23 protein-coding genes and 2 tRNA genes are annotated in these 26964 nt (G+C 76.2%); 8 read left to right on the top strand and 17 right to left on the bottom strand.

The window, feature by feature from the left end:
- Window positions 1-68: 68 nt before the first annotated feature.
- The 4 genes from ACYQBY_RS10180 to dnaG form a co-directional block, all read right to left on the bottom strand.
- Window positions 69-145 (bottom strand) — tRNA-Ile (locus tag ACYQBY_RS10180).
- A gap of 64 nt (window positions 146-209) precedes the next feature.
- The gene (locus ACYQBY_RS10185) at window positions 210-920 is read right to left on the bottom strand and encodes an HNH endonuclease family protein (protein ID WP_459643737.1); all 711 of its coding nucleotides are present in this window, start codon (window positions 918-920) and stop codon (window positions 210-212) included.
- A gap of 90 nt (window positions 921-1010) precedes the next feature.
- Window positions 1011-1083 (bottom strand) — tRNA-Asn (locus tag ACYQBY_RS10190).
- 122 nt (window positions 1084-1205) lie between these two features.
- Window positions 1206-3095: a DNA primase gene (gene dnaG / locus ACYQBY_RS10195; protein ID WP_459643738.1), complete on the bottom strand. Its 1890-nt coding sequence runs from the start codon at window positions 3093-3095 to the stop codon at window positions 1206-1208.
- Between the two features lie 306 nt (window positions 3096-3401).
- Between dnaG and ACYQBY_RS10200 the strand changes: the two genes are divergently transcribed.
- Complete coding sequence (locus ACYQBY_RS10200) at window positions 3402-3536, top strand: hypothetical protein (protein WP_459643739.1); 135 nt, start codon at window positions 3402-3404, stop codon at window positions 3534-3536.
- 45 nt (window positions 3537-3581) lie between these two features.
- On the opposite strand, the gene ACYQBY_RS10205 is transcribed toward ACYQBY_RS10200, so the two are convergent.
- From ACYQBY_RS10205 to ACYQBY_RS10220, 4 genes are read right to left on the bottom strand one after another with little or no spacing between them, the layout of a single operon-like run.
- Window positions 3582-4838, bottom strand: a complete 1257-nt coding sequence (locus ACYQBY_RS10205; RefSeq protein ID WP_459643740.1) for a deoxyguanosinetriphosphate triphosphohydrolase — start codon at window positions 4836-4838, stop codon at window positions 3582-3584.
- Window positions 4831-6012, bottom strand: coding sequence for a tRNA dihydrouridine synthase DusB (dusB, locus tag ACYQBY_RS10210; RefSeq protein WP_459643864.1), 1182 nt, complete (start codon window positions 6010-6012; stop codon window positions 4831-4833). The genes ACYQBY_RS10205 and dusB overlap by 8 nt, the downstream gene beginning before the upstream one ends.
- A 47-nt stretch (window positions 6013-6059) precedes the next feature.
- Window positions 6060-7388 (bottom strand): SGNH/GDSL hydrolase family protein, encoded by a 1329-nt coding sequence (locus ACYQBY_RS10215; protein ID WP_459643741.1) that lies wholly within the window; start codon window positions 7386-7388, stop codon window positions 6060-6062.
- 18 nt (window positions 7389-7406) lie between these two features.
- Entirely contained in the window at window positions 7407-8144 is a 738-nt protein-coding gene (locus ACYQBY_RS10220; protein ID WP_459643742.1) for a polysaccharide deacetylase family protein, read from the bottom strand.
- Between the two features lie 114 nt (window positions 8145-8258).
- Between ACYQBY_RS10220 and ACYQBY_RS10225 the strand changes: the two genes are divergently transcribed.
- Entirely contained in the window at window positions 8259-9359 is a 1101-nt protein-coding gene (locus ACYQBY_RS10225) for a LacI family DNA-binding transcriptional regulator (protein ID WP_459643743.1), read from the top strand.
- Window positions 9360-9365: 6 nt separating this feature from the next.
- Here the strand turns inward: ACYQBY_RS10225 and ACYQBY_RS10230 are convergent, their stop codons facing one another.
- From ACYQBY_RS10230 to ACYQBY_RS10240, 3 genes are all read right to left on the bottom strand, one after another.
- Window positions 9366-9785, bottom strand: a complete 420-nt coding sequence (locus ACYQBY_RS10230; RefSeq protein ID WP_459643744.1) for a DUF3253 domain-containing protein — start codon at window positions 9783-9785, stop codon at window positions 9366-9368.
- Between the two features lie 66 nt (window positions 9786-9851).
- The gene (locus tag ACYQBY_RS10235) at window positions 9852-11027 is read right to left on the bottom strand and encodes an acyl-CoA dehydrogenase family protein (RefSeq protein ID WP_459643745.1); all 1176 of its coding nucleotides are present in this window, start codon (window positions 11025-11027) and stop codon (window positions 9852-9854) included.
- A gap of 23 nt (window positions 11028-11050) precedes the next feature.
- Window positions 11051-12463: a glycine--tRNA ligase gene (locus tag ACYQBY_RS10240; RefSeq protein ID WP_459643746.1), complete on the bottom strand. Its 1413-nt coding sequence runs from the start codon at window positions 12461-12463 to the stop codon at window positions 11051-11053.
- Window positions 12464-12734: 271 nt separating this feature from the next.
- On the opposite strand from ACYQBY_RS10240, the gene ACYQBY_RS10245 reads away from it, so the two are divergent.
- Window positions 12735-13193, top strand: coding sequence for a Fur family transcriptional regulator (locus ACYQBY_RS10245; protein ID WP_459643747.1), 459 nt, complete (start codon window positions 12735-12737; stop codon window positions 13191-13193).
- A 25-nt stretch (window positions 13194-13218) separates the two neighbouring features.
- On the opposite strand, the gene ACYQBY_RS10250 is transcribed toward ACYQBY_RS10245, so the two are convergent.
- Both ACYQBY_RS10250 and ACYQBY_RS10255 read right to left on the bottom strand, forming a co-directional pair.
- Entirely contained in the window at window positions 13219-14367 is a 1149-nt protein-coding gene (locus ACYQBY_RS10250; RefSeq protein WP_459643748.1) for a GTP-binding protein, read from the bottom strand.
- 49 nt (window positions 14368-14416) lie between these two features.
- Entirely contained in the window at window positions 14417-14671 is a 255-nt protein-coding gene (locus ACYQBY_RS10255; RefSeq protein WP_459643749.1) for a type B 50S ribosomal protein L31, read from the bottom strand.
- A gap of 81 nt (window positions 14672-14752) precedes the next feature.
- Between ACYQBY_RS10255 and rpmB the strand changes: the two genes are divergently transcribed.
- From rpmB to ACYQBY_RS10270, 3 genes are read left to right on the top strand one after another with little or no spacing between them, the layout of a single operon-like run.
- A complete protein-coding gene (rpmB, locus tag ACYQBY_RS10260) occupies window positions 14753-14989 on the top strand; it encodes a 50S ribosomal protein L28 (protein ID WP_459643750.1) in 237 nt (78 codons plus the stop codon).
- Window positions 14989-15156 (top strand): 50S ribosomal protein L33, encoded by a 168-nt coding sequence (rpmG, locus tag ACYQBY_RS10265; protein WP_459643751.1) that lies wholly within the window; start codon window positions 14989-14991, stop codon window positions 15154-15156. Before rpmB ends, rpmG begins: the two co-directional genes overlap by 1 nt.
- Before the next feature lie 34 nt (window positions 15157-15190).
- A complete protein-coding gene (locus tag ACYQBY_RS10270) occupies window positions 15191-15466 on the top strand; it encodes an HU family DNA-binding protein (RefSeq protein WP_459643752.1) in 276 nt (91 codons plus the stop codon).
- A 63-nt stretch (window positions 15467-15529) separates the two neighbouring features.
- On the opposite strand, the gene ACYQBY_RS10275 is transcribed toward ACYQBY_RS10270, so the two are convergent.
- Window positions 15530-19420: an ATP-binding protein gene (locus ACYQBY_RS10275; protein ID WP_459643753.1), complete on the bottom strand. Its 3891-nt coding sequence runs from the start codon at window positions 19418-19420 to the stop codon at window positions 15530-15532.
- A 300-nt stretch (window positions 19421-19720) separates the two neighbouring features.
- Between ACYQBY_RS10275 and ppc the strand changes: the two genes are divergently transcribed.
- Both ppc and ACYQBY_RS10285 read left to right on the top strand, forming a co-directional pair.
- On the top strand, window positions 19721-22579 hold the full coding sequence (ppc, locus tag ACYQBY_RS10280; RefSeq protein WP_459643754.1) for a phosphoenolpyruvate carboxylase: 2859 nt from the start codon (window positions 19721-19723) through the stop codon (window positions 22577-22579).
- A gap of 196 nt (window positions 22580-22775) precedes the next feature.
- Window positions 22776-23624: an SRPBCC family protein gene (locus ACYQBY_RS10285; protein WP_459643755.1), complete on the top strand. Its 849-nt coding sequence runs from the start codon at window positions 22776-22778 to the stop codon at window positions 23622-23624.
- A gap of 42 nt (window positions 23625-23666) precedes the next feature.
- Here ACYQBY_RS10285 and ACYQBY_RS10290 read toward each other — a convergent pair whose 3' ends face one another.
- The 3 genes from ACYQBY_RS10290 to ACYQBY_RS10300 are packed head-to-tail and all read right to left on the bottom strand — an operon-like array spanning window position 23667 to window position 26882.
- Window positions 23667-24551 carry an isoprenyl transferase gene (locus tag ACYQBY_RS10290; protein ID WP_459643756.1) on the bottom strand — a complete coding sequence of 295 codons (885 nt, stop codon included), beginning with the start codon at window positions 24549-24551 and terminating at the stop codon, window positions 23667-23669.
- 10 nt (window positions 24552-24561) lie between these two features.
- The gene (gene recO, locus ACYQBY_RS10295) at window positions 24562-25293 is read right to left on the bottom strand and encodes a DNA repair protein RecO (protein ID WP_459643757.1); all 732 of its coding nucleotides are present in this window, start codon (window positions 25291-25293) and stop codon (window positions 24562-24564) included.
- Window positions 25290-26882 carry a diguanylate cyclase gene (locus ACYQBY_RS10300; RefSeq protein WP_459643758.1) on the bottom strand — a complete coding sequence of 531 codons (1593 nt, stop codon included), beginning with the start codon at window positions 26880-26882 and terminating at the stop codon, window positions 25290-25292. Before ACYQBY_RS10300 ends, recO begins: the two co-directional genes overlap by 4 nt.
- Window positions 26883-26964 lie beyond the last annotated feature (82 nt).

Here is a 26964-nt window from a genome sequence, read left to right on the forward strand (position 1 = left end):
CGGGCCGGACGTGCCTCGCACGCCGGGCGCGGCGGCCGCCGCCAGGAGCCACCGCCTCGCGGAGATGCTGGTAGGGCGGGTGGGGCTCGAACCCACGACCGACGGATTATGAGTCCGCTGCTCTGACCGGCTGAGCTACCGCCCCACACCCGGCGCGGCCGGGCGACGAGGGCGACCCTACCCGCGCCGCCCCGCGCGGTGGTCCCCCCTCACGCCGCCTGCGGCAGCGGCTCCTGCGGGCAGTCCGAGAGCACGTCCACCATCGCGTCGCGCTCTGCGGCGGTGACCCACAGCTCGTAGCGCAGCTTCACCGCGACCTGGCGGGCGACGTAGAGGCAGCGGTTGCGCGGGGGCAGCCACGTCGCGGTGTCGCCGTCGCCCTTGGCCTGGTTGAGCGGGCCGTCCACGGCGAGCAGCTCCAGGGGGTCGTTGGCGAACGCCTCCCGCCGGGTGTCGTCCCACTGCTGGGCGCCCTTCTGCCAGGCGTCGGACAGCGCGACGACGTGGTCGACCTGCACGTCGTCGCTGGTGCCCTGGCCGCGGCGGAACTCGATGGTCCGCCCGCTGTACGGGTCGCGCAGGACGCCCTCCTGCACGATGCAGGGGTCGTCGGTGCGGGTGCGCACCTCGTCGAGGTCGCGGCGCAGGATGTCGTTGCGGGTGTCGCAGCCGTTGCCGTCGGTGTCGAGCCAGCCGCTGCCGAACTCCTCGCGGGAGTAGCCGGTGCGGGGGGCGCGGCCCTTGACGGTGAGCTGCCCGACGGCGGCCAGTGCGGTGCCCGGCTCGCCGCGGGGGGCCTCCTCGTCGCCGCCGTCGAGGAGGAGGAACACGAGGAAGCCGAGCAGGAGCGGCACGAGCACGGCGGGGAGCGCACCGCGCAGGCCCGTGCCGGCGCGGCGCGGGGTCCTGGAGCGGGGCACCACACCTCCTGGCCGGTCGGGACGCAGACGACACGGGGGGGGGGGGGGGGGGGGGNCCCCCCCCCCCCCCCCCCCCCCCCCCCGTGGAAGCTCCCGCCATTGGACTCGAACCAATAACCTGCCGGTTAACAGCCGGCTGCTCTGCCAATTGAGCTAGGCGGGATCACTGCACTCCCGCCGCCGGGTGGTTCCCCCGGCGGCCCGAGCACGTTCACCTTATCAGCCCAGCAGGAGGCGGGTGCATCCGCGCCGGGCCGTGCGCGACCCCGTGGCCGGCACCCGCGGTCAGGACCCGAGGCCCCGCTCCCGCCACGCCCGGCGCTGCGCCTCCAGCCGCATGAGCTCCGCGAACGCCTCGGTGTACGCCTCGGCGTCGGCGGCCGGGTCGAGGCGCTGCAGGCGCCGGCGCACGTCCGCGACGGCGCGGGTCAGCGCCTCCGCGGCGAGCGCGGCGACGACGGAGGTGGCCCAGCGCTCCAGCTGGTACGCGTCGTCCACGGGCAGGTCCGTGACGGCCAGCTCGTGGACGAGGGAGGCCACGGTCTCCCCCGCGTGCTCCAGCACCCGGTCCACCCAGTCCGAGCCGGCCGCGGGTGCCTCGCCCGTGCCGCCGGCCGCGGTGACGGCGTCGTGCACGGCGGCGTGGGCGGGCACCACGAACGTGCCGGTGGGCAGCTCGTCGAAGGAGCCCGCGACGAGCTGGGGGTGCTGCAGCGCGCACGCCAGGACCTGCTGCTCCAGCCGCACGACGGGGTCGCGCGGGTCCAGCCGGGTCACCGGGGCGCGGGAGGGGGCCGCGGCGGGAGCGGCGGGCTGCTCGCCGGCGGACGCGGAGCGGGCGGCCTGCGCGACCCGCTGGAGCACGAACCGCTCGTCCATGATCCCGAGCCAGCGGTCCAGCTGGACGGCGTAGCGCTGCCGCAGGCCGCTGTCGCGCACCTTCGCCACGATCGGGGCGGCGGCGTCCAGCGCGGCCAGGCGCCCCGCCTCGGAGTCCACGTCGTAGCGCGCCAGCGTCGAGCGGATCGCGAACTCGAACAGCGGCACGCGCCCGGCCACGAGGGAGGCGACGGCCGCGTCGCCCGCGGCCAGCCGCAGGTCGCACGGGTCCATGCCGCCCGGCTCGACGGCCACGTAGGTGCCGGTGGCGAAGCGCTGGTCCAGCTCGAAGGCCCGCAGGGCCGCCTTCTGCCCGGCCTCGTCGCCGTCGAAGGTGAACACGACCTCCGCGCCGGCCTCGGCGCCGAGGAGCCGGCGGGCGGTGCGCACGTGCTCCTCCCCGAACGCGGTGCCGCACGTCGCCACGGCGGTCGGCACCCCCGCGAGGTGGCACGCCATGACGTCGGTGTAGCCCTCCACGACGACGAGCTGGCGCCTGCGGGCGATCTCCTTGCGGGCGAGGTCGACGCCGTAGAGCACCTGGGACTTCTTGTAGACGGGCGTCTCGGGGCTGTTGAGGTACTTGGCCTCGATGCGGTCGTCGTCGAAGAGGCGGCGCGCCCCGAAACCGATGACGGCGCCGGTGACGTCGCGGATCGGCCACAGCAGGCGGCCGCGGAAGCGGTCGTAGAGGCGCCCGTGCTGGGAGCGGCCGGCGAGGCCGGAGGTGACGAGCTCGTCCTCGGTGAAGCCGCGGCCGCGCAGGTGCCGCAGCAGCACCTCCCCCTCGCGCGGGGCGAAACCCAGGCCGAAGCGGGCGGACTCCTCGCGGCTGAAGCCGCGCCCGGCGAGGAAGCGGCGGCCGGCGTCGGCGTCCCCGGCGCCCTGGAGCTGCTCGGAGTAGAACTCCGCCGCGACGCGGTGGGCCTCCAGCAGCCGCTGGCGCTGCCCGCCCGGCACCTGCGGGCGCTGGGCCCGCGCGCCGCCGTCGTCGAGGTAGCGCAGGGTGATGCCGGCGGTCGCGGCGAGGCGCTCCACGGCCTCCACGAAGGAGAGGCCCTCGACGCGCTGCACGAAGTTGATCGCGTCCCCGCCCTCCCCGCAGCCGAAGCAGTGCCAGCGGCCCACGTGCGGGCGGACGTTGAAGCTGGGGCTGCGCTCCTCGTGGAAGGGGCACAGGCCCTTCAGGGAGCCGACGCCCGCGGACTTCAGGGCGACGTGCGCACCGACGACCTCCTCGATGCGCACCGTGTCCTTGACGGCCGCCAGGTCGTCGGGGTGGATGCGGCCGGCCATGCCCGGATCCTAGGCGCCGCGCCGGACACGGCGGCCCGGTGGCCGGTGCCGGGCGGGTGCGTGGTCGGCCGGATCGCCCCCGGGACGGCCCCCGGGACGGCCCCCGGGACGGCCCCCGGCACGGTGGTACCCCCCGGCCCTCCCGGCGGCTAGGCTGGCGGATCTGCCGCACGGGATGCTCCGCGTCCCGTCCCCAGCGCCCGGCGTCGTCAGGAGACGTCCTTCCCGGGCGGGACGGTGTGCGGACGGTGCACCACGACAGCCACCCCGGACGGCACAGCCGCCCGGGAAGGCGAGGAGTTCCCCATGGACAAGTCCCCCCGCCAGAGCGCGGCGAAGAAGTCCGGCAAGAGCCTGAAGGAGAAGCGCGCCGTCAAGAAGGGCAAGTCGGCGGCGGCCACGGCGGCCAGCGCCACGCACGACGCCGTCCGCAAGCACTGACCCCACCGCGCGCCCGACCCCGTCCGGCGGGCCGCCGGACGGGGCTCAGGCCAGGCGGGCGTGCAGCGCCACCGCCGAGAGGTCCGTCAGGGACGCCACCTGGTCCACCACGACCCGCAGGCGTGCCGCGTCGTCACCGGCCGCGGCGAAGTCCTCCGCGAAGGGCGGCTCCAGCTCCGCCGGCGCGTGCCGCAGCAGCACCGCGACCAGCTCCAGCAGCAGCTCCCGCTGCCGGGCGTAGAGCGGCTGCCGCTCCAGCGCCACCATCACGAACACCGCCGCCACGCCCTTGAGCGCGGCCACCTCCACGGCGGTGGCGTGCGGCACCACGACGTCCGCGCCGTAGCGGGTCAGCCGGCCCGGCCCGTACCGCTCGCGGGTCGCGGTCTCCGCGGCGCGGGCGAAGCGGCCGATGAGCTGGCTCGTCATGTCCTTCAGCGCCGCCAGGTGCCGTCGCCCGCCTGGCACCTCCCCCGCCGGCTCCGCCGCCCAGAACGGCAGCGCCGCCAGCCGCAGCAGCGCCTCGTCGACCTCCTCGTCGCCGACCGCGGGCAGGTACCACTGTCGCACGAGCGCGGCGACCGTGCTGCGAGTCTCCCGCGAGCGCAGCCAGTCCAGCCGCACGTGGCCGGCGACCACGGCGTCCTCCACGTCGTGGACGCTGTAGGCCACGTCGTCGGCGAAGTCCATGACCTGCGCCTCCACGCAGCGCCTGCCCCGCGGGGCCCCGTCGCGCAGCCAGGCGAAGACGTCCCCGTCGTCGGCGTAGGCGCCGAACTTGCGGGTCGGGTGCGGGCCGGCGTCGCGGGTCCACGGGTACTTCGTCGCCGCGTCCAGGCTGGCCCGCGTCAGGTTCAGCCCCGCGCTGCGCCCGTCCGCGCAGATCACCTTGTGCTCCAGGCGGGCCAGCAGCCGCAGGGTCTGGGCGTTGCCCTCGAAACCGCCGATGTCGCGGGCCACCTCGGCCAGGGCCTGCTCGCCGTTGTGCCCGAACGGCGGGTGCCCCAGGTCGTGCGCGAGGCACGCGGTGTCCACCACGTCCGGGTCGCACCCGAGGGCTGCGCCCAGCTCCCGGCCGACCTGCGCGACCTCCAGGGAGTGCGTGAGCCGGTTGCGCACGAAGTCGTCGCTGCCCGGGCCCACCACCTGCGTCTTGGCCGCCAGCCGGCGCAGCGCCGCGGAGTGCAGGACGCGGGCGCGGTCGCGGGCGAAGGCGCTGCGGCCGTGGGTCTTGGGGGGCTCCGCCGCCCAGCGCTCGGTGTCCTGCGCCGAGTAGCCCGCCGCCGCGTCCGGCTCAGCCACCCGACACCGACAGCTCCGCCTGCCGGACGACCTCCAGCGCCGCGCCCGACAGCTCCCGGTCCTCCAGCCAGCCCTCCGGCAGCGCGACCCGCTGCGGGGATCCGGCGCGCCCGCGCGGTCCCTCGGCGGTGTCGCCGGGGTACGGCTGGTCGTGGTCGAGGCCGGCCAGCAGCTCCTCCAGCGCGGCGAGGGTGCCCACCAGGCCGAGGCGGGCGCGCAGGTCACCGCCGACGACGTAGCCCTTGAGGTACCAGGCGATGTGCTTGCGGATGTCGCGGCAGCCCTTGAGCTCGTCGCCGTAGTGCTCCGCGAGCAGCTGCGCGTGGCGGCGCAGCGCGTCGGCCACCTGTCCCATGCCCGGCCGGACCCGCTCGGGGCGCCCGGCGAAACCGGCCTCCAGGTCCGCGAACAGCCACGGCCTGCCCAGGCAGCCGCGGCCGACGACGACGCCGTCGCACCCGGTGCGCCGCACCATCTCCAGGGCGTCCTCGGCGCTCCAGATGTCGCCGTTGCCCAGCACGGGCACGCTGGTGACGGCGTCCTTCAGCCGGGCGATCGCGTCCCAGTCGGCCTGCCCGGAGTAGTGCTGCGCCGCGGTGCGCCCGTGCAGGGCGACGGCGGCCACCCCCTCGGCCTCCGCGGCGCGGCCGGCGTCGAGGTAGGTGAGGTGGTCCTCGTCGACGCCCTTGCGCATCTTCACGGTCACGGGGATGCCGGCGCGGGAGGCCTCGGTGACGGCGGCGCGCACGATCTGCGTGAAGAGGGCGGACTTCCACGGCAGGGCCGCGCCGCCGCCCTTGCGGGTGACCTTGGGCACGGGGCAGCCGAAGTTGAGGTCGACGTGGTCGGCGAGGTCCTCCTCGACGACCATCCGCACGGCCGCGCCCACGGTGAGCGGGTCCACGCCGTAGAGCTGCACGCTGCGGGGGCGCTCGTCGGGGTCGAAGGTGACCAGCCGCATGGACTCCGGCGTCCGCTCCACCAGGGCGCGGGAGGTGACCATCTCGCTGACGTAGTAGCCGCCGCCGTACTCCCGGCACAGCCGCCGGAAGGCGGCGTTGGTGATGCCGGCCATGGGGGCCAGCACGATGGGGCTGGCCGAGACGTGCGGGCCGATGCGCAGGGGCGCGAGGGCGGGGGCCTGCGCCGGGGTGGGAGGCGTGCTGGGGTGCAGGGGCGGGGCAGCGGTCACGTCACCATGATGACCGCTGCCCCGGACCCTCAGCGGAAGAGCTTCAGCGGGACGGCGTCCGCCATGGCCCGCATGCCCGCGTCGTTGGGGTGCAGGCCGTCCCCGGAGTCGTACCGGGGGGCGAGCCGGCGCGGGTTCGCCGGGTCGCGCAGCGCGGCGTCGAAGTCGATGACGGCGTCGTACTCCCCGCTGGTGCGGATCCAGTGGTTGACCTGCTGCCGGGCGGCCTCGTTCTCCGGGCTGGAGAAGCCGAGGTCGTCGCCCTCGAACGGCAGGATCGTGCCGCCGTAGGCCGCCATGCCCTGCTGGTGGGCGCGGGCGATGAGCTGGCGGTGGGCGTCGATGATCTCCTGGGCGGTGACCGTCTCCGACTCCGGCGCCACGGTCCCGGGGTGCCCGAGGTCGTTGACGCCGAGGAGGACGACGAGGTAGTCGGCGCCCGGCTGGGAGGCGACGTCCCGGTCGAAGCGGCGCAGGGCGCTCTCGCCGAAGAACGCGGCGAAGCCCTCGGCGGCCGACCCGGCGGGCGGGTTCGGGTCGTGCAGGAGCCGGTTGCCGGCGACGCCCTGGTTGAGGACCCCGCGCTCGGGGAGGTTGCGCGCCTTCCGCAGCCGCTCGGCGAGCAGGTCCGGCCAGCGGCGGTTCGCCCCGCGGGTGGTCTCCGCGCCGTTGGTGATGGAGTCCCCGAGCGCCACGATCGCGGCGGCGTCGTCGCGCTCCGGGGCCAGCACGCTGACGCCGGAGAGGAAGTACCACTGGCCCAGGGTCGAGGCGCCGGTGAGCTCCTGCGCGGCGGTGACGTTGCCCTTCGCGACCGCGTTGTCCTGGTAGGGGAAGGCGTGCAGGGTCGTGACGCGGGTGCTCTCGGGCAGGTGGATGCTCACGACGAGGTCGCCGCCGTCGGGCAGGGTCAGCTGGACGGGGTCGCTGAGCAGCGGCGCACCCGCCGGGACGGTCGTGGAGGTCCGCCCGCCGAAGGTGAGCCTGCGGTCGGTGCCCGGCTGGATGCCGGTGCCGGTGGAACCCTTGGCGCGCAGGGCGATGCGCGCCTCGCCGATGACCAGCGGGGCGTCGCCGAACTCGTTGGTGAAGCGCACCTGCAGGCTGTCGCCGCCGATGCTGGCGTGCAGCACCTGCCGGACGGTCTGGTCGCGCAGGGTGGTGACGCCGCCGGCGGGGACGGCGGTGGGGACGCTCGCCCAGGTGCCGATCCACTCCCCGCCGGTGACGGGGGCGTGCTTGGCGACGGGGACGGGGGCGGGCGCGGAGGTCGCCGCCTGGGCGCCGCCGAGGACGAGGCCCGCGGTGAGCAGGGCGGCGAGGCGGGTCCGCCCGCGCCGGGGGGTGGGGCTGGTCATGGTGGTGGTCCTCACGTCTCAGCCGCGGTGCGCGGGCTGGGTGAAGTGCCAGCCCTTCGCCTTGAACTCGGGGATGACGGTGGCGACGGCGTCGACCGTGCCGGAGCGGTTCGCGGGCCCGTCGTGCGCGAGGACCACCGCACGCGGCTGGATGGCGTCGCGCAGGTTCTGGGCGAGGACGTCCGGCGCCGGTGCCGGGTCCCAGTCGAAGATGAGCGACTGCCAGCCGAGGGGCTGCATGCCGAGGTCGGCCGCGACCTGCGGGCTGGCGCCCCAGGCGCCGAACGGGGCGCGGAAGTACGGGATCCTCGCCTTCGGCACGACGGAGCGGATCACGGCGTTGGTGGCCTCGAGGTCCGCGCGGACCTGCTCGGGCGTCCAGTCCGCGACGTTGTCGTGGTGCAGCGTGTGGTTGCACAGGGTGTGGCCCTCGGCGACGATCCGCCGCACGACGTCCGGGTACTCCAGGACCTGGTCGCCCACCACGCAGAACGTGGCCTTGACGTGGTTCTCGCGCAGCACGTCGAGCAGGCGCAGGGTGTCGGCGCCGTTGGGGCCGTCGTCGAAGGTGAGGGCGACGGCCTTCCCGCCAGCCTGGGTGCCGGTGACGACCTCGGCGTTCACGGCGCGGGCCTCGGCGGGCAGCGCGACGGCCGCGCCGGCGCCGGCGAGGGCGAGGACGGCCGCGGCGACCCGGCGCAGGGCGCGGGCGGGGCGGGGGGTGGTGGTGCGGGGCGCGGGGCCGGACTGCGGCACGGGCTACCTCCTCGTAGCGGACGGAGCGCGACAGTAGAACGGCCGCGGGCGTTACCGCAAGCTTTCGGAAACAATCCCGGAACCGGCGGGGCCCGGGCGTTCTACGATCTGCCCGTGCCACCGCCCCCCGGAACCGCGCGCGACACCGGGCCCGCCACGCTGGCCGCCGTGGCCGCCGCCTCGGGCGTCTCCACGGCCACCGTCTCCCGCGTCCTCAACGGCGTGGGGCAGGTGGCCCCGCGCACCCGCCGCCGCGTCGAGGACGCCCTCGCCGACGCCGGCTACGTGCGCCGGGGCGGTCAGCCGTCCGGCGGCGGTGCGTGGACGGCCCGGCCGCCCGGGCACGTCCTGCACGGCAGGCTCGACCTCGTCTTCGCCCGCCTGGACCGCATGTGGTCCCTGGAGGTCGTCAACGGCGTGCAGCGGGTGGCCGCCGCGCACGGCCTGCAGGTGGCGCTGACCGACGCCAGCCTTCGGCGCGAGGCGGGCGGCAGCTGGGTGGAGGACGTCCTCGCGCGCCGCCCCGTCGGCGTGGTGATCGTCTTCGGCCTGGACGACGAGGAGGAGCGGGACCGGCTGGGCTCCGCCGGCGTGCCGCACGTGGTGCTCGACCCGGTCCGCGAGCCCGTGCCCGCGGTGGCGTCGGTGGGCTCGACGAACTGGCAGGGCGGGCGGGCCGCCGCCGAGCACCTCCTGGCGCTGGGGCACCGGCGCACCGGGGTGGTCACCGGCCCGCCCGGCCGGCTGCCGAACCGGGCGCGCCTCGGCGGGTTCCGCTCCGCGCTCCTCGCCGCGGGGGTGCCCGAGGACGACGACTCCCTGCGGCCGGTGGCGCAAGGGGGCCTGGTCGCCCGGGGCGACTGGCGGGTCGAGGGCGGTCACGCCGCCGGCCGCCTCCTGCTGGGGCGCCCCGACCGCCCCACGGCCGTCTTCGCGGGCAGCGACCTGCAGGCGATGGGCCTCTACCAGGTCGCCGCGGAACTGGGGCTGCGCATCCCCGGGGACCTCAGCGTGGTCGGCTACGACGACCTGCCGGTGGCGGCGTGGATGGGCCCGCCGCTGACGACGGTGCGCCAGCCGCTGCTGGAGATGGGCGAGGCGGCGGCGCGGCTCGTGCTGGACCTGGCCGCGGACCACCCGCCGCCGAGCCTGCGGCTGGAGCTGGCCACGGACCTCGTGGTCCGCGCCAGCACCGCGCCCGCCGGGGGTGCCTGAGCGGTCTCAGCGCCGGCGCGGCACCCGCTCCGGCTGCGCCGAGCGCGGGACGCGGCGGATCCGCACCGGGCCCCGTGCGGTCGAGGGGTCCACCACCGCCCCGCCCTGCGTGATCTCCACCTCGCCGCCCGCCACCAGCCGGCGGGCCGCGGCGCGGGCGGGCTCCACCAGCTCCCGCCACTGCTCCCCGCCCACGGCGCGCGCCGCCTCCGAGGGGCAGATCGTCGCCTCCCGCGCCCGGGCGTCCAGCAGCGCCAGGACCACGCGCTCCAGCTCCAGGTCCCGCTCCCCGAGCCCGGAGCGGCGGCAGGCCGCGGAGCAGTACCGCACCGCGTCCCAGTCGCGCTCCCACCTGCGCCGCCACGTGATGGTCCGGCCGCACACGGCGCACGGCTTCGGCGGGGGCGTGCTCGCGCGTCCTGGCACCGCCGCATCCTCCCCCGGCCAGCCACCCCCGGCACCCGGGCGGCCGCGTCCTGCGCGCCCGCGCGCTCAGCCGAACGCGCGCACCCCCGTCACGGCCTGTCCCACCACCAGGGCGTGGATCTCGTCGGTGCCCTCGTAGGTGCGCACCGCCTCCAGGTTCGCCATGTGCCGCATCACGGGGAAGTCGCTCGTCACCCCGTCCCCGCCCAGCACCGTGCGCGCCGTGCGGCAGATGTCCAGCGCCTCCCGGACGTTGTTCAGCTTGCCCACGCTCACCTGCGCCGGGGTCAGCTCCCCCGCCTCGGCCAGCCGGCCCAGGTGCAGCGCCAGCAGCAGGCCCTTGGAGTACTCCACCGTCATGTCCGCGACCTTGGCCTGGGTGAGCTGCAGCTCCGCCAGCGCCTTCCCGAACACCCGCCGCCGCCGGGCGTGCCGCACCGCCGCCGCCAGGCACTCCCGCGCCGGGCCCAGCACCCCCCACACGATCCCGTAGCGGGCCTGCCCGAGACAGGCGAAGGGCGCGCGCAGCCCCAGCGCCCCCGGCAGCACCGCGCCGGCGGGCAGCCGCACCCCGTCGAGGAACACGTCGCACTGCACCGACGCGCGCAGGGAGAGCTTGTTGCCGATGTCGCGCACCGCCAGACCCGGTGTGCCCGTGGGGACGAGGAAACCCCGCACGCCGTCCTGCGCCCGCGCCCACACCACGGCGACGTCGGCCACGGACGCCAGGCCGGTCCAGCGCTTGGCGCCGTCGAGGACCCAGTCGCTGCCGTCGCGGCGGGCGGTCGTCGTCATCGCCGCGGGGTCGCTGCCGGCGCCCGGCTCGGTGAGGGCGAAACACCCCACGGCGCGCCCCGCCGCCAGCTCCGGCAGCCACCGCGAGCGCTGCTCCTCGCTGCCGAAGCGCGCGACGGCCGTCATCACCAGGGAACCCTGCACCGAGACGAAGGTGCGCCAGGCGGTGTCGCCCGCCTCCAGCTCCATGCACGCCAGCCCGTAGCTGACCGGACCGGCTCCCGCGCAGCCGTACCCGGACAGGTGCATGCCCAGGACACCGAGCCCGCCGAGCCGGCCCACGAGCTCGGCGCGGAAGTGGCGGTCCTCGAAGTCGGCGTCGGCCACGGGGGTGATGTGCTGCCCGACGAACTCCGCGACGCGGCGCTGCCAGCCGCGTTCGGCGTCCGTGAGCAGGCCGCCGGTAGCGAGCAGGTCCAGCCCGACCTGCTCGCCACCGGCGTCCACGGCCCCGCCCCCTCCCCCGCGGCTCAGCAGCCGGTGAGGCGGGCGCCGAGCCAGGCGGTGACCTGGCCCAGGGCCACCCGCTCCTGCTGCATCGTGTCGCGGGAGCGGATGGTCACCGCCTGGTCCTCCAGGGTGTCGAAGTCGACGGTGAGGCAGTACGGGGTGCCGATCTCGTCCTGGCGGCGGTAGCGGCGCCCGATGGCGCCGGCGTCGTCGAAGTCCACGTTCCAGCTGCGCCGCAGCTCCGCGGCGAGGTCCTTCGCCTTGGGGGAGAGCTGCTCGTTGCGGGAGAGCGGGAGCACGGCCGCCTTGACCGGGGCGAGGCGGTGGTCCAGGCGCAGGACGGTGCGCACGTCCACGCCGCCCTTGGTGTTGGGGGCCTCGTCCTCGGCGTAGGCGTCGACGAGGAACGTCATGAGGGAGCGCGTCAGGCCGGCCGCGGGCTCGATGACGTACGGGGTGTAGCGCTCGTTGGTCGCCGGGTCCAGGTACGTGAGGTTCGCGCCGGAGTGCTTGGAGTGCGTCGACAGGTCGAAGTCGGTGCGGTTGGCGATGCCCTCCAGCTCACCCCACTCCGAGCCGGAGAAGCCGAAGCGGTACTCGATGTCGACGGTCCGCTTGGAGTAGTGGGACAGCTTCTCCTGCGGGTGCTCGTAGAGGCGCAGGTTGTCCGCGGTCACGCCGAGGTCGACGTACCACTGCAGGCGGGTGTCGATCCAGTACTGGTGCCACTCCTCGTCCGTGCCGGGCTGGACGAAGAACTCCATCTCCATCTGCTCGAACTCGCGGGTGCGGAAGATGAAGTTGCCCGGGGTGATCTCGTTGCGGAAGCTCTTGCCGATCTGGCCGATGCCGAACGGCACCTTGCGGCGGGAGGCGCCCAGCACGTTGAGGAAGTTCACGAAGATGCCCTGCGCGGTCTCCGGGCGCAGGTAGGCCAGGCCGGACTCGTCCTCGGTGACGCCGAGGAACGTCTTGAGCAGGCCGTTGAACTGCTTGGGCTCGGTCCAGGCGCGGTTGCCGCAGTTCGGGCAGGGCACCTCGGCGAGCTGGACGGCGTCCGGGTCGGGGCGGCCCTTGCGCTCGGCGAACTCCTCCTGCAGGTGGTCCTCGCGGTAGCGGCGGTGGCAGGACTGGCACTCCACGAGGGGGTCGACGAAGGCGTCGATGTGGCCGGAGGCCTCCCACACCTGCCGGGGCAGGATGATGGAGGAGTCCAGGCCGACGACGTCCTCGCGGGACTGCACCACCGAGCGCCACCACTGGCGCTTGATGTTCTCCTTCAGCTCCACGCCCAGCGGGCCGTAGTCCCACGCGGACCGGGTGCCGCCGTAGATCTCCCCGCAGGGGAAGACGAAACCCCTGCGCTTGGCGAGGCTGGTGACGGCGTCGAGTCGGTTCTCGGACGAGGACTGCTTGGCCACGGTGGGCTCCATCCGGCTGGGTGTCGGCGGGCGTGCGGAGCCGGCACCGCACCTCGCGGCACCGGGCCGCCGTGCGCACCGCGGCGGGACGCGGCGGTGTGCACGGTGGCGGTGGACGAGGCTACGCCCTGCCCGCGCGCCGCGCCGGGGAGATCCCGGTACCCGCACGTCCCACCCGCACGGCGCAGACCCGCGGCGAGCGCGTCACGGGGCGAGCACGCTCGGGTTATCGTCTGACGCGGTGGGCCGGCCCACCGCTCCCACCGCCCGGAAGGACCCCCCGATGACCGTCCCGCAGCGCAGGTCGACCCGGCAGCGCTCGGCGGTCTCGGCGGTCCTCGACGAGGCCGAGGGGTTCCTCTCCGCGCAGGACCTGCACGCGCGGCTGCGCTCGCGCGGGGACGCGGTGGGCCTGGCGACGGTGTACCGCACGCTGCAGGCCCTCGCCGAGGACGGCGACGTGGACGTGCTGCGCACCGACGACGGCGAGGCGGTCTACCGGCGCTGCTCCAGCGGGCACCACCACCACCTGGTCTGCCGCCGCTGCGGGCGCACCGTGGAGGTCGAGGGCCCGGCCGTGGAGACGTGGGCGCGCCGGGTGGGCGCCGAGCACGGTTTCGTCGACGTCCAGCACGTCGTCGAGGTGTTCGGCATCTGCGCGGCCTGCGCCGCCCGGGACACCGCTGGGGACACCGCCCAGGACACCGGCCAGGACACCGCCGGGGACGGCGCGGCCGGCTGAGGAGCCGCGGCCGCCCCGGGAGGGCTCAGGCCCGGGCGCCGCCCGGGCCGCACGCCCCGGCGTCGAGCTCGTCGAGGTCCTCCTCCGGCACCAGGACCGGCCCGAGCCACGGGGTGAAACCGTCGTCGACCGACCACGCCGGGTCCGGTGCCCGCAGCTCCTCGGGGCGCACCAGCACGTCGGCGAAGGCCTGCCGCAGCCGGGCGGTGTCGTCGTCGACGCCCGTGACGACGAGGCGGGTGCCCGGCCGCCCGGAGCCCCAGGTGCCGAGGTCGCCGATGGAGAGCTGCCCGCCCGCACCGTCCCAGGCGCAGGCGGTGTCGGGGCGCCCCGGCAGCCAGAACACACCCCGCGCGCGCAGGCGGCCGGCGCCGAGGTCCTCGACGCGCTCCAGCAGCCGCCCCGGGTGCAGGGGGCGGGGGGAGGACAGCTCCAGCGTCCAGACGCCCTCGCGGTCCAGGGCGCCGGTGGGCCGGGCCCGCAGCAGGTCGCTGCGGCTGCCGGGGACCTCCCCGGCGTCGCGGCGGCGGGCCAGCAGCGCCGCGGAGGAGGCGGAGTGCAGCCCGAGGACGGGGATCCCGGGTCCGGCCAGGTGCGCCAGGACGGCGCGGGCGCGGGGGCCGGGGCCCGAGTCGCAGACGACGGCGTCGGCCTCCTGCAGCTGGCCGGCGAGCGCCTCCCCCACCGCGCGGCGGTCGTCCTCGGTGAGGCCGGCGCCGCGCTCGGCGAGCAGCTCGTCGCCGAACAGGTCCTCCAGGAGGGAGCCGGTGCCGACGACGCAGACGTGCCCGGTCACGGTGACCAGCCGCGACAGGGGCGTGCCGGTGTGCTCGGCCACCGCCAGGGCCTGCAGGGCGGTGACCGGCTCGGCGGAGACGGGCAGGGCCAGCACGACGCGCTCCCACCGGCCGCTGGCCGCGACCGCGGCGACGGTGGGCACGACGTCCTCGCGCAGCGCGCAGCCGAGGCAGGTGTGCTCCAGCGGGACGGCGACCCGCTCGACCAGGCCGCCGGTGTCGGAGACGGTGCGCCGCAGGCCGTCCGCGCGCCCGGGGCCGAGGTCGTAGCGCAGGACGACGGTGCCGGGCACGTCGCACAGCACCCCGGTGGTGGCGCTGTCGCGCAGGACGGCGTCCATCGACGTCACCACGGTCAGCGGCAGCGGGGCGAGCATGGGTCCTCCCTCAGATGTTGAGAACGTTTCTCATTCTGCCACGACGGTATCAGCCCTTCGCGCCCGAGCCGTACCGGCGCCGGAACCGCTCGACGCGACCCTCGGTGTCCATGACGCGGCTGGTGCCGGTCCAGAACGGGTGGCTGGCCGCGGAGATGTCCACGTCGACGACGGGGTAGGTGCGCCCGTCCTCCCACTCGACCTCCTCGCGGGCGGCCGCGGTCGAGCGCGTCAGGAACGACAGACCCCCGGAGCGGTCACGGAAGACGACGGGGCGGTAGTCGGGGTGGATGTCCTTCTTCACGGTGTCCTCCGGTGCGGTTTGTTGGGAATGGTTATCCATACTAGCGTGGTTCCCCGTCCCGCCCCCGGAGGAAGGTGCCCCGTGCCCGCCCGCTGCCAGGTGACCGGAGCCGTGCCCGGCTTCGGCAAGTCCGTCTCCCACTCCCACCGCCGCACCTCCCGCCGCTGGGACCCCAACGTCCAGCGCAAGCGCTACTTCGTGCCCAGCCTCGGCCGCACGATCTCCCTCGACGTCAGCGTGCGCGGCATCCGCACCATCGACCGGCGCGGCATCGAGGCCGTCGTCGCCGACCTGCTCGCACGCGGGGAGAGGATCTGATGGCCCGGTCCACCGAGGTCCGCCCCGTCGTCAAGCTGAGGTCCACCGCCGGGACGGGCTTCACCTACGTCACCCGCAAGAACCGGCGCAACGACCCCGACCGGCTCGTGCTGCGCAAGTACGACCCGCGCGCCCGGCGGCACGTCGACTTCCGGGAGGAACGCTGAACAGCACCGCGCCCACCCCGACGGTAGGAGTCCCGTGAACCGCACCGAGCTCGTCACCGCCCTGGCCACCCGCAGCGGCGTGCCGCAGGAACAGGCCGACGCCGTCCTGACCGCCCTCGACGACGTGCTCGTGGAGGCGGTGCGCACCGGCGACACCGTGCGCCTGCCCGGCCTGCTCACCCTGGAGCGGGTGGAGCGGGCGGCGCGCACCGGCCGCAACCCGCGCACGGGCGAGGAGCTGCAGATCCCCGCCTCCCGCGGTGCGCGGCTGACCGCCGGCTCCAGGCTCAAGCAGGCCGCCGCGTCCTGACGCGGGCCGCCCGACGGCCCTCCCCGGGAGCGGCCGCCGGGCACGAGCGCCGTCAGGGCGCCGTCAGCGCAGCACGCGCTCGATCGTGACGGCCGTCCCCGTCGCCGTGGACACCACCCGCACCTCCCCCACGGCCCGCATGAGCGCGGAGCCGCGGCCGCGGTCCATCGCGGAGCGGCGCTCCCGCCAGCTGCCGAAGTCCTGCACGGTGACGCGGACCCGGTCCGGGCCGACCCGCAGGTGGACCTCCACCTCCGGGCGGCTCGGCGCCAGGGCGTGCTCCACGGCGTTGTTGACCGCCTCGGAGACCGCCACGAGCAGCTCGTCGACCACGTCGTCCGCCACCCGCGCCGCCCCCAGCAGCCGGCGCAGGTCCCGGCGCGCCGCCGAGGGCGCGCGCAGCGTGGAGGGGTAGCGCAGCACCTCCTCCACGGGCAGCACCTCCCCCGCCGCCCGCTCCGGCGGGCCCTCGACGCGGCGCAGCAGCAGCACCGCGACGTCGTCGCCGCATCCCGCGGCCGCCGCGCCCTCCACCGCGCCCTCCACCGCGGCCAGCAGCGCCGTGACCACGTCGGCGGGGGCGCCGCCACCGGCCAGCAGCCGCCCACCGCGGCGCAGCAGCTCCGCCGTGCCGCGCTCGAGCTGCCGCTCGCGGTCCTCCACCAGCCCGTCGGTGTAGAGCAGCAGCGCCGCACCCGGCGGCAGGTGCGCGCGGGAGGTGCCCCTGGCCACGCCGAACCCGGCGCCCAGCGGTGGGTCGGCGGCCGGCACCTCCCCGCCCGGCCCGGCGCCCAGCCAGCCGGGGACGGCCCCCGGCACGTGCAGCAGCGGCGGCGGGTGACCGGCGCCGGCGTGCTCCACGCTCCCGTCCGCCCCGACGCACGCCACGAACGCGGTGCAGGTCACCGGCGTGCCCAGCAGCTCCAGCACCGACTCGGCGCGGTCCAGCACCTGCCCGGGCGCCAGCCCCGCGAGCAGGCACGTGCGCACCGCGGTCCGCAGCTGGGCCATGACGGTCGCGGCGTGCACCCCGCGGCCCTCCACGTCACCGATGACGACCGCCAGCCGCCCGTCCGGCAGGCGCACGGCGTCGTACCAGTCGCCGCCCACCGCGGGCCCCGCCTCCTCGTGCCGCGGGTCGCGGCCCGGGGCGGCGGGCAGGTACCGGGCGGCCAGCTCCAGGCCCTCCACCTCGGGCAGCCGCTCGGGCAGCAGGCTGCGCTGCAGGGCCAGGGCCACCTCGCGCCCGCGCTCCAGGCGCCAGGCCCCCTCCGCGAGGGCGGCGAGCAGGTGCGCCACGGGCCGCAGCAGCAGGCGCTCCTCCCGCGTGGGCCGCGCGGGCACCTCGACCTCCACGTCGCCCAGCACCCGCCCGTCCCGGCCGGTCACCGGCTCGGTCACCCGCACGGCGCCGGCGGCGCCCGCGGGCACGGCGCCGGCGGCGCCCACGGGGCCCGCGGGGTCACCCGGCTCCTGCGGGGAGGTGAACACCAGCGCCGGGCCGTCCCCGCCGTCCAGCCTCGCCGTGGCCCGCGAGCCGCGCAGCAGGACGCGCGCCTGCTCCACGACGAGACCGGCGGCCTCCGCCAGCGCGCGGCCGGAGGCGACGACCGCGGCGGTGTCCGCCAGCGCCGCCACGCGCGCCTCGTGGGAGGTGCGCAGGCGCGCCAGCCGGACCGTCGCGCGCAGCCGCGCCAGCAGGTCCGGCGCCGTGAACGGCTTGACGACGTAGTCGTCGGCCCCCGCCTCCAGCCCCTCCACCCCGGCCTCCTGCCCGGCGCGCGCCGACAGCAGCACCACCGGCAGGGTCTCCGTGGCCGGGTCCGAGCGCAGGGCGTGCACGAGCTGGAAACCGTCCAGCCCGGGCATCATCACGTCGCTGAGCACGACGTCGAGGCGGCGCGTGGCGATCGCCCGCAGCGCCTCCTCCCCGTCCGCGGCGGACTCCACGAGCCAGCCCTCGGCACGCAGGAGCCGCACGAGGTAGCCGCGCATGTCGGCGTTGTCGTCCACGACGAGGACCCGGACGGTGTCCTCGCGGCCCCGGGCGGGGTCCCGGGGCGCCGGGCGCTGCGGTCCCGGGCGCTGCGGTTCCGGACCCGCCGCGCCGGGCGCGGTTGCGGGAGCCGGGCCCCAGCCGGCGACCTCCTCCAGCGCCGCGTGCACCACCGGGGAGGCCGCGCGCGCCGCGCCGGGTGCCGCGGTGGGGACGGGCGCCGGGAGCGCGGGGGCCGGCAGCCGCACGGTGAACGTGGTGCCCTCGCCGGGCCTGCTGCGCACCCCGACGCCCCCGCCGTGCAGCCTCGTCAGCTCCGCCACCAGCGCCAGGCCGATCCCGGTGCCCTCGTGGCTGCGCGAGCGCGCGCCGTGGACCCGGGAGAACCGGTCGAACAGGCGGGGCTGCTCCTCCTGCGGGATGCCGATGCCGGTGTCCGCGACCTCCAGCACCACCCCGTCCCCGTCCGCGCGCAGCGACACCCGGATCGAGCCGACGAACGTGAACTTCAGCGCGTTGGACAGCAGGTTCACGACGATGCGCTCCCAGGAGTCCGGGTCCACGCTCACCGGGCCGGGCAGCGGCGGGCAGTCCACCTCCAGCGCCAGGTCCACCCGCTCCACGGCCGAGCGGAAGGCGGCGGCCAGGTCGGCGGTGAGGGCGGCCAGGTCCACCTCCTGCGGGGCCAGGTGCAGGCGCCCGGCCTCGATGCTGGAGAAGCGCAGCAGGTCGTCCACGAGCTTCGTCATCCGCGCGGCATTGCGCCGGGCCGTCTCCACGCGCTCGCGCTGCTGCGGGGACAGCGGGTCGCCGGCGTCCTCCAGGGCGTCGGCCAGCGGCGCCAGCATCAGCGTCAGCGGGGTGCGGAACTCGTGGCTGACGTTGGTGAAGAAGCTCGTCTTGACCCGGTCGAGCTCGGCGAGCGCCTCGGCGCGGGCGCGCTCCTCCTCGTGGGCCAGCGCGTTGCGCAGGGACACCGACACCTGCTGGGCGAGCAGCTCCAGGAACGAGGAGTAGGCGTCGTCCAGCTCGCGGCTGGCGCTGGTCCCGGCGAGCAGCACCCCCAGCGGCAGGTCCCGGTCGGCCGAGGGCACGGGCAGCGCGACGGCCGTGCGGACGGGGTCCCCGAAGGGCCCGCCCGGCACCCGCACCCGCTCCCCGACGCCGTCCAGCCGGACCCGCTGCCCGGCGGCCGCCCGCAGCAACCCCCACGGGTCCTGCGCGCCGGCCGACGCCCCCGGCGGTGCGGGCAGCGCCTGCGGCTGCAGGGGCAGCTCCTCCGGCAGCCCGCCGCCGTGCCCCGCGGAGACCCCCACCCGGCGCAGCACCGCGCCCTCGCGCAGGTACAGCGCCGCCAGCGGCACGTCGAGCGGCGCCGTCATGGCCGCCACCAGCGCGCTCGCGGTGGCCTGCACGCTGCGCTCGTCGCCCCCGACGGTGGACAGCTCCCGCAGCAGCCGCAGGCGCCGCTCGCCGACGACCTGCTCGGTCACCTCGCTGCACACGGTGAAGATGCCGGCGACCTCGCCGTCGTCGTCGCGGGCCGCGGCGTGGGAGACGCTGAAGTAGGCCTCCTCGCGGTAGCCGGAGCGCTCCAGGAGCAGCAGCAGGGAGGGGACCCAGCTCGCCACGCCCGTCGCGAGGGTCTCGTCGATGATCGGGCCGAGGGCGTCCCAGCCCTCCGCGAGGGTGACGCGGACGTCCTCCCCGAGCGCCGCGGGGTGCTTGTCCCCGATGAGCTGGGAGTAGGCGTCGTTGTAGACCTGGGTGAACCGCGGGCCCCAGAACAACAGCATCGGGTAGCGCGAGGACAGCACCAGGCGCACGGCGGAGCGCAGGCTCTGCGGCCAGGAGGCCACGGGGCCCACGGGGGTGGCGGCCCAGTCCAGGTCGGCCATGATGCGGCCGGTCTCGCCGCCGCCGGCGAACACCCCGGCCGACGTCCCGGCTCCGGACAACCGTCCTCCCCCACCCCGAACCCCGCTCCGAGGCGGCCCTCCCGCCTGCCCGAGATGGTGGCACGGGCGGGCGCCGGCGCACCCCGGGGAGCGGCCGACGGGGCGACGGTGTGCGCGCTGCGTCGCGGCGCGGCCACACCAGGTGGGGGCCCCCGTCACCCGTCCGGCCCCCGGCTTTGACCTGCCGCGCAGTACCGTCAGACTACGGACGCGGCCGCTCCCGGCCGGCCGGACCACGGCACGTCAGCACAGCGGTATCAGCGCCGATACCCGCGAGCAGCATCAGGGACGGTGCGGACCATGACCACGACCACGCCCGGGGACAGCAGGACCCAGACGCAGGCCACCGGGCCCGAGGGGATCCCGGCCCCCGACCACGCCCCGCACGACCTGCTCGCGCAGGCCGGGGTGCTCTCCGACGAGACCCACGCGGCGCTGCGCGCCTCCGTGCGCCGCCTCGGGGAGCTGCTCGGGGAGGCCCTGACGCGGCACGAGGGCGCGCACCTGCTGGAGCTGGTGGAGGACGTGCGCCGCCTGGCCCGCAACCGCGACGGCGGCGACGAGCTGGGCAGGCTGCTGTCCGGGGTCGACGACCACACGGCCATCGTGCTGGCCCGCGCCTTCACCGCGTACTTCCAGCTCGCCAACATCTCCGAGCAGCTGCACCGCGGGCAGGAGCTGACGCTGCGGACCGCCGGTGCGCTGCCCACCACCGTGGACCACATCGCCGCCGCGATCGGGTCGGGGGAGCTGGACCGGGAGTCCGCCCAGCGCATCGTGGACCGCGTGCAGCTGCGGCCGGTCTTCACCGCGCACCCCACGGAGTCCAGCCGCCGCTCGGTCCTGGACCTGCTGCTGCGCATCGCGGAGATCATCGAGTCGTCGGAGGACCCCCGGCAGCGCCCCGGCGACGCGGCGCGCGGGCAGCGCCGCCTGGCGGAGCTGGTGGACCTGCTGTGGCAGACCGACGAGCTGCGCGTGGAGCGCCCGCGCCCGGCGGACGAGGCGCGCTCGGCGCACTACTACCTCACGACCCTGGCCTCCTCGGTGCTGCCCGACCTGCTGGAGGACCTCGACCGGGAGCTGGGGCGCATCGGGCTGGAGCTGGGGCCGACCGCGCGGCCGCTGCGCTTCGGCAGCTGGGTCGGCGGCGACCGCGACGGCAACCCGAACATCACCCCGCAGGTGACGCTGGACGTGCTGCGCCTGCAGCACACCGCGGCGCTCGACGTGCTGCTGGCGGGGATCGACGACCTCATCAAGCAGCTCGCGTCGTCGGTGAAGATCGTCGACGTCAGCGAGGAGCTGCGCGAGAGCCTGGCGCGCGACGCGGAGCTGCTGCCCGCGGTGCACGCCGCGCACATCCGGCTCAACGTCGAGGAGCCGTACCGGCTGAAGCTGTCCTTCGTGAAGGCCCGCCTGGAGGCCACCGCGGCCCGGTTCGCCGCCGGCACCCCGCACTCCCCGGGCTGCGACTACGCCGACGTCTCGGGGCTGCTGGCCGACCTCGCGGTGATCTCGGAGTCGCTGCGCGCCGGGGACGGTGCCCTCATCGCCGACGGGCCGGTGGCCCGGCTCGTGCGCACCGCGCGCTCGGTGGGGTTGAGCCTGGCGACCCTGGACATCCGCGAGCACGCCGGGCGGCACCACGCCGCGCTGGCCGCCGCGTACGACCGCCTCGGGGAGCTGGACCGGCCCTACGCGGAGCTGGAGCGCCCCGAGCGCCTGCGGCTGCTGTCGCGGGAGCTGGCGGGCAACCGCCCCCTCATCGGCACCGCGGCGCACCGCTTCACGGGCACCGCCGCGGAGGTGGTGGAGCTGTTCGGCACCGTGCGCCACGTCGTGGACGTGTACGGCGAGGACGCGGTCGAGAGCTACATCGTGTCCATGACGCAGGGCATCGACGACCTGCTGGCCGTCGTGGTCCTGGGCCGCGAGGTGGGCCTGGTGGACCTGGGCCCGGACCCCGCGCAGGACAGCGCCCGGATCGGGTTCGTGCCGCTGTTCGAGACGGTGGCGGAGCTGGAGGCCGCGGAGCCGCTGCTGGAAGGGCTGCTGGCGGACCCGTCCTACCGGCGGGTCGTCGCGGCGCGCGGGAACGTGCAGGAGATCATGCTGGGGTACTCCGACTCCAGCAAGGACGCCGGGATCGCCGCCTCCCGCTGGCAGATCCACCGTGCGCAGCGCGCGCTGCGCGACGTCGCGCACCGGCACGGGGTGGTGCTGCGCCTCTTCCACGGCCGCGGCGGGTCGGTGGGGCGCGGCGGCGGCCCGACGGGTGAGGCGATCCTCGCCCAGCCCTACGGCAGCCTGGACGGGCCCATCAAGGTCACCGAGCAGGGCGAGGTGATCTCCGACAAGTACGTGCTGCCGCGCCTGGCCCGGCACAACCTGGAGGTCGCCGTCTCGGCGGTGCTGGAGGCCTCCACGCTGCACCGGCAGTCGCAGCTCTCGCGCGAGGTCCTCGACTCGTGGGACGAGACGATGGACCTCGTCGCCGCGAAGGGCCAGGAGGCCTACCGGGCGCTGGTGGGCGGCGAGAAGCTCATGCCGTTCTTCCTGGCGGCGACGCCCGTGGAGGAACTCGGCCACCTGAACATCGGCTCGCGGCCCTCCCGGCGCCCCGGCGGTGCCGGTGGGCTGGCGGACCTGCGCGCGATCCCGTGGGTGTTCGGCTGGACGCAGAGCCGCATCAACGTGCCGGGCTGGTTCGGCGTGGGCAGCGGCCTGGCCGCGGCCCGGGAGGCCATCGGCGGCGAGACGCTGGCGCAGATGTTCGCGCAGTGGCGCTTCTTCCGCAGCTTCATCTCCAACGTGCAGATGACGCTGGCCAAGACGGACCTCACGATCGCCGCGCGCTACGTCGACGCCCTGGTGGACCCGGCGGTGCGGGAGGTGTTCGACACCATCCGCGCCGAGCACGAGCGGACCGTGGCGGAGGTCCTGCTCATCACGGGCCAGGAGTCGCTGCTGGAGGCCGCGCCCCTGCTGCGCCGGACGCTGGAGCTGCGCGACGTGTACCTCGCGCCGCTGCACGCGCTGCAGGTGAACCTGCTGGCCCGCTCCCGCGCGGCCGGGGACGACCCGGACCCGGCGCTGCGCCGGGCGCTGCTGCTCACCATCAACGGCATCGCCGCCGGGATGCGCAACACGGGCTGAGGCACCGGCCGGGACACCGGCCCCGCACGCGACGGCGCCCGGACGGGGAACCCCCTCCGGGCGCCGTCGCGTGCGGACCGGGCGCGTCCCGCCCCGGTTTCGACGGGCGGGCCGCGGCGTCCCGGTCGATACTCGATCGCGGAAAGCGGCGAGGACGCACCCCGTCCCCGCCCACGCCGTCGAGGAAGGAGACGTCATGGTCACGCGTGTCGAGAAGTCGATCGTGGTGGACGTGCCGGTCAGCGTCGCGTACAACCAGTGGACGCAGTTCGAGGAGTTCCCCCACTTCATGAGCGGTGTGCAGAGCATCACCCAGCTCTCCGACACCCGCCAGGAGTGGGTCGCCGAGATCGCCGGTGTGCGCCGCCGCTGGGAGGCCCAGATCCTGGAGCAGGTCCCGGACCGCAAGGTCGCCTGGGCCGCCACGGAGGGCGCCACGAACGCCGGCGCGGTGACGTTCGAGGACCTCGGCGGGCAGACCCGCGTCAACCTCGAGCTGGAGTACGAGCCCGAGGGCCTGGTGGAGAAGGTCGGCGACTTCCTCAACGTCGTCGAACGTCAGGCGAGCGGTGACCTCGACCGCTTCAAGGCGTTCATCGAGGCCGAGGGCTACGCCACGGGCGCGTGGCGCGGCACCGTCGCCGAGGGCAGCACCCAGGGCGCGCCGGGTGTCGCGCACGCCGCCGCCTCCCTGGGCGACTCCGGCAGCGCGGGCGTCTCCGGCAAGGCCGTGGCCGCCGGTCTCGGGGTGGCCGCCGCGGCGGCCGCCGCGGCCCTGGCGGCGACGAAGAAGTCGGGTGAGTCCGGTGTCGAGGCCACCGACGTCCCGGCGACCACGGTGACCTCGCACACCGAGGTCCGCGAGGCCGGCGTCACCCCCGACGCGGCGGTCCGCGAGACCACGCCGGTCGCGCCGATGGGGACCACCGAGTCCCTCACCGGCTCCACGTCCGACGCCCTGGCCGACCCGGAGGCCGGCGCGGTGCACCTCACCGACGCCGAGGTCCGCGAGTCCGCCGGGCGCACCGACCGCCCGCTGGCCTGACGTCCTGATCGACTGACGCACGGCTGCGGCCGGCGCGGGGGTTCACCCCTCCGCGCCGGCCGTTCCGCCGTCCGCGGGCTGTTCGGCCACCGGCGTGTCGAGCGCACCGCCGTAGCGGCGGTCCCGGCTCGCGTAGACGGAGATCGCGTCCCACAGGGAGCGCCGGTCCACGTCCGGCCACAGCACGTCCGAGAACACCATCTCCGCGTACGCCGACTGCCACAGCAGGAAGTTGGACGTGCGCTGCTCCCCCGAGGAGCGCCAGAGCAGGTCCACGTCCGGCATGTCGGGCTCGTCGAGGAACCTCGCGATGGTGCGCTCGTCGATCCTCGCGGGGTCGAGGCGGCCCGCGGCGGCCTCGGCGGCGATCGCGCGCGTCGCGTCGACGATCTCCGCGCGGCCGCCGTAGTTCACGCACATCGTCAGCGTCAGCACGTCGTTGCCGCGGGTGAGTTCCTCCGCGGCCTCCAGTTCCGCGACGACGCTGCGCCACAACCGGGGCCGGCGGCCCGCCCAGCGCACGCGCACCCCCCAGGAGTGCATCTGGTCGCGGCGGCGGCGGATGACGTCCCGGTTGAAACCCATCAGGAAGCGCACCTCGTCGGGGCTGCGGCGCCAGTTCTCCGTGGAGAACGCGTACGCCGACAGGTGCTTCACGCCGATCTCGATGGCACCGGCCACCACGTCCAGCAGGGACGCCTCCCCCCGGCGGTGGCCCTCGTTGCGGGGCAGGCCGCGCTGGTTGGCCCAGCGGCCGTTGCCGTCCATGACGACCCCGACGTGGTTCGGGACCAGCCCGGCCGGGATCCGCGGGGGCCGCGCACCGGACGGGTGCGGCGGCGGGGGCTGGACCTCACGGGCCTGCGGGGCCGGGGCCCGCCGCCGGCCGAACCTCGTCCGGGGGGTGCTGTCGGTGCTGTCGCTCACCGCTCCACCCTCACACGCGTTCCACGTGGCGCAGGGAGCGGATCCCCCGTTCCAGGTGCCACTGCAGGTACGCCGCGACCAGCCCGCTGCCCTCCCTGCGGTGGCGGGGGTCGCTGGCGTCGGCGGCGGCCCAGTTGCCGGTCAGCAGCGCGGCGAGCAGCTCCAGCGTCCGCGGGTCCGGTGCCGCCGAGCCCGGCGGCCGGCACGAGGGGCACACCGCCCCGCCCAGGGCCACGGCGAACGCCCGCTGCGGGCCCGCGGCACCACAGCGGGCGCAGTCGACGAAACTGGCCGCGTACCCCGCCACCGCCAGGGAGCGCAGCAGGAACGCGTCGAGCACCAGGGCCGGGTCGTGCCGGCGCGCCGTCAGGGTGCGCAGCGCCCCCACCAGCAGCAGGTACTGCTGGGTGGCGGCCTCGCCCTCCGCCTCGGTGAACCGCTCCGCCGTCTCCAGCATCGCGCTGGCCGCGGTGTAGAGGGCGTAGTCGGCGACGATCACCTGCCCGTACGGGGCGAGCACCTCCACCTGCGTGACGATGTCGAGGTTGCGCCCGGAGTGCAGCTGCACGTCCACCGCGGTGAAGGGCTCCACACGCGCACCGAAGCGGGAGGAGGTGCGGCGCACGCCCTTGGCGACCGCGCGGACCCGGCCGTGGTGGCGGGTCAGCAGGGTGATGATGCGGTCGGCCTCGCCGAGCTTCTGCGCCCGCAGGACGACCGCCTCGTCGCGGTAGTAGCTCACGACGCCCTCCCGGCCCTCGCCGCGTGCCCCGGGTCGTGCCCGGCCCGGCGGGCGGCGGTGCACGCCGCGTCCGCCTCCGCCAGGGCGTCCGCCGCCGGGGCCCTGCGCCCCACACCCACGGTGACCGTCACGGCCAGGTCCGGCGCCAGCTCCGCCCACGGCTGCGCCGCCACCGCGGCCCGCACCCGCTCCGCGAGGAGCCCCGGGTCGGCGTCCGGCGCGGCCAGCAGCAGCACGAACTCGTCACCGCCGTAGCGGACCACCACGTCCCCCGGCCCGCACGCGCGGCGCAGGACGTCCGCGACGCGGCGCAGGACCTCGTCGCCCACCTCGTGGGAGAACCGCCCGTTGAGCCGGGCGAAGCGGTCCACGTCGGCGAACACCGCGGCGAAGCGGCGGTCGGCCCGCTCCAGCACCTGCAGCAGCAGGCGGCGGTTGCCCACCCCGGTGAGGGGGTCCTCCAGCGCCGCGCGCTCGCGCCGCTCGGCCTGCGCGGTCATCTCCCGCACCCGCATCCGGTCCTGCAGCGCCTCGAAGCGGCCCTGGCGGTCCGCCCACAGCCGCAGCAGCGACGCCCGCGCCAGCTCCGTCAGGGGCGCCACGACCGGGTGGTCGCCGTGCTCGGCGAGCGCGACGCGGGCGGTCGCCGACAGCGCCGTCTGCGCCCACACGTCCACGTGGGTGCGCCGCACCGTGCGGTTGACCCCCTCCAGCAGCTCCCGCGCCTCGGCGTGCCCGCCGCGCGCGGACACCGCCAGCGCCAGGCCGATGCGGGCGATCTGCGTCTCGGCGAGCTCCTCGCGCTGGCGGAAGCCGGCCATCGCGCCGCGCAGCTCGGCCTCGGCGAGCAGGCCGGCGCCCAGGCGCTCCAGGACGAAACCCTCGACGGCCCGGGCGCGCGCCTCCATCTCCGGGTAGCCGACGTCCCGGGCCAGGGACCGCATGCGCGCCGCCCTGGACAGCGCCTCGTGGTAGTGCCCGTGCGCCTCGTCGGCCCGGCCCACCAGCTCCAGCATCGCGCCCCACGACACCCGCAGGACCGCGGCCTCCTGGACCACGGTGAGCTGGATGCGCTGGGAGTACCCGGCCGCCGTCGAGACCGACATCATCAGCTCGTCCGCCGGCTCGAAGAGCACCAGCGCCCGCAGCGCCAGGGCCACCGCCATCGTCGCGGCCAGCCGGTTGTACCCGCCCCCGGCGGCGCCCGCCAGGAGCGTGCGCCCCTCGGCGAGGTGGTCCATCGCCAGCGTCGTCATCCCGAGGTCGACGCGGATCTCGGCCAGCAGCGCCAGGGCCTTGGCGCGCCACATCGTGTCGCCGTCGCCGTCCAGCCGGCGCAGCAGGAGCCCGGCGGCGTCGGCGGCCTCGGCGTGCCGGCCCAGCTGGTGCAGGGCGATGCCGCTGATGAACTGCAGGAACCGGGCGGTGCGCTCGTCCCCGGCGGCCTCGCACAGGAGCAGTCCCTCGCGCGCGGCCCGCACCGCCCGCTCGCTGAAACCGTCGAGGTAGAGGCCGTGCGCCCGCTCCGCCAGGGCGTCGAAGGGACCGAAGTCCCCCAGGGGCACCAGCACGCCGGGAGCGTCGGACACCGCGGCCCGCCCCCTTCCTGTCCCGGCGCCCAGGAGCGGGCGGTGCAGGTGATCGTAGTCGCCGCGTGCGACACCCGGGCCC

The sequence above is a fragment of the Kineococcus anabasis genome (assembly GCF_054590795.1).

Excerpts from the sequence above, each read along its gene's own strand:
- ppc (WP_459643754.1), top strand. The coding sequence starts at position 19,721 with ATGACCACGACCACGCCCGGGGACAGCAGGACCCAGACGCAGGCCACC.
- ACYQBY_RS10250 (WP_459643748.1), bottom strand. The coding sequence starts at position 14,367 with ATGCTCGCCCCGCTGCCGCTGACCGTGGTGACGTCGATGGACGCCGTC.
- rpmG (WP_459643751.1), top strand. The coding sequence starts at position 14,989 with ATGGCCCGGTCCACCGAGGTCCGCCCCGTCGTCAAGCTGAGGTCCACC.
- ACYQBY_RS10245 (WP_459643747.1), top strand. The coding sequence starts at position 12,735 with ATGACCGTCCCGCAGCGCAGGTCGACCCGGCAGCGCTCGGCGGTCTCG.
- ACYQBY_RS10240 (WP_459643746.1), bottom strand. The coding sequence starts at position 12,463 with ATGGAGCCCACCGTGGCCAAGCAGTCCTCGTCCGAGAACCGACTCGAC.
- dnaG (WP_459643738.1), bottom strand. The coding sequence starts at position 3,095 with ATGGCCGGCCGCATCCACCCCGACGACCTGGCGGCCGTCAAGGACACG.
- ACYQBY_RS10285 (WP_459643755.1), top strand. The coding sequence starts at position 22,776 with ATGGTCACGCGTGTCGAGAAGTCGATCGTGGTGGACGTGCCGGTCAGC.
- ACYQBY_RS10200 (WP_459643739.1), top strand. The coding sequence starts at position 3,402 with ATGGACAAGTCCCCCCGCCAGAGCGCGGCGAAGAAGTCCGGCAAGAGC.
- ACYQBY_RS10215 (WP_459643741.1), bottom strand. The coding sequence starts at position 7,388 with ATGACCAGCCCCACCCCCCGGCGCGGGCGGACCCGCCTCGCCGCCCTG.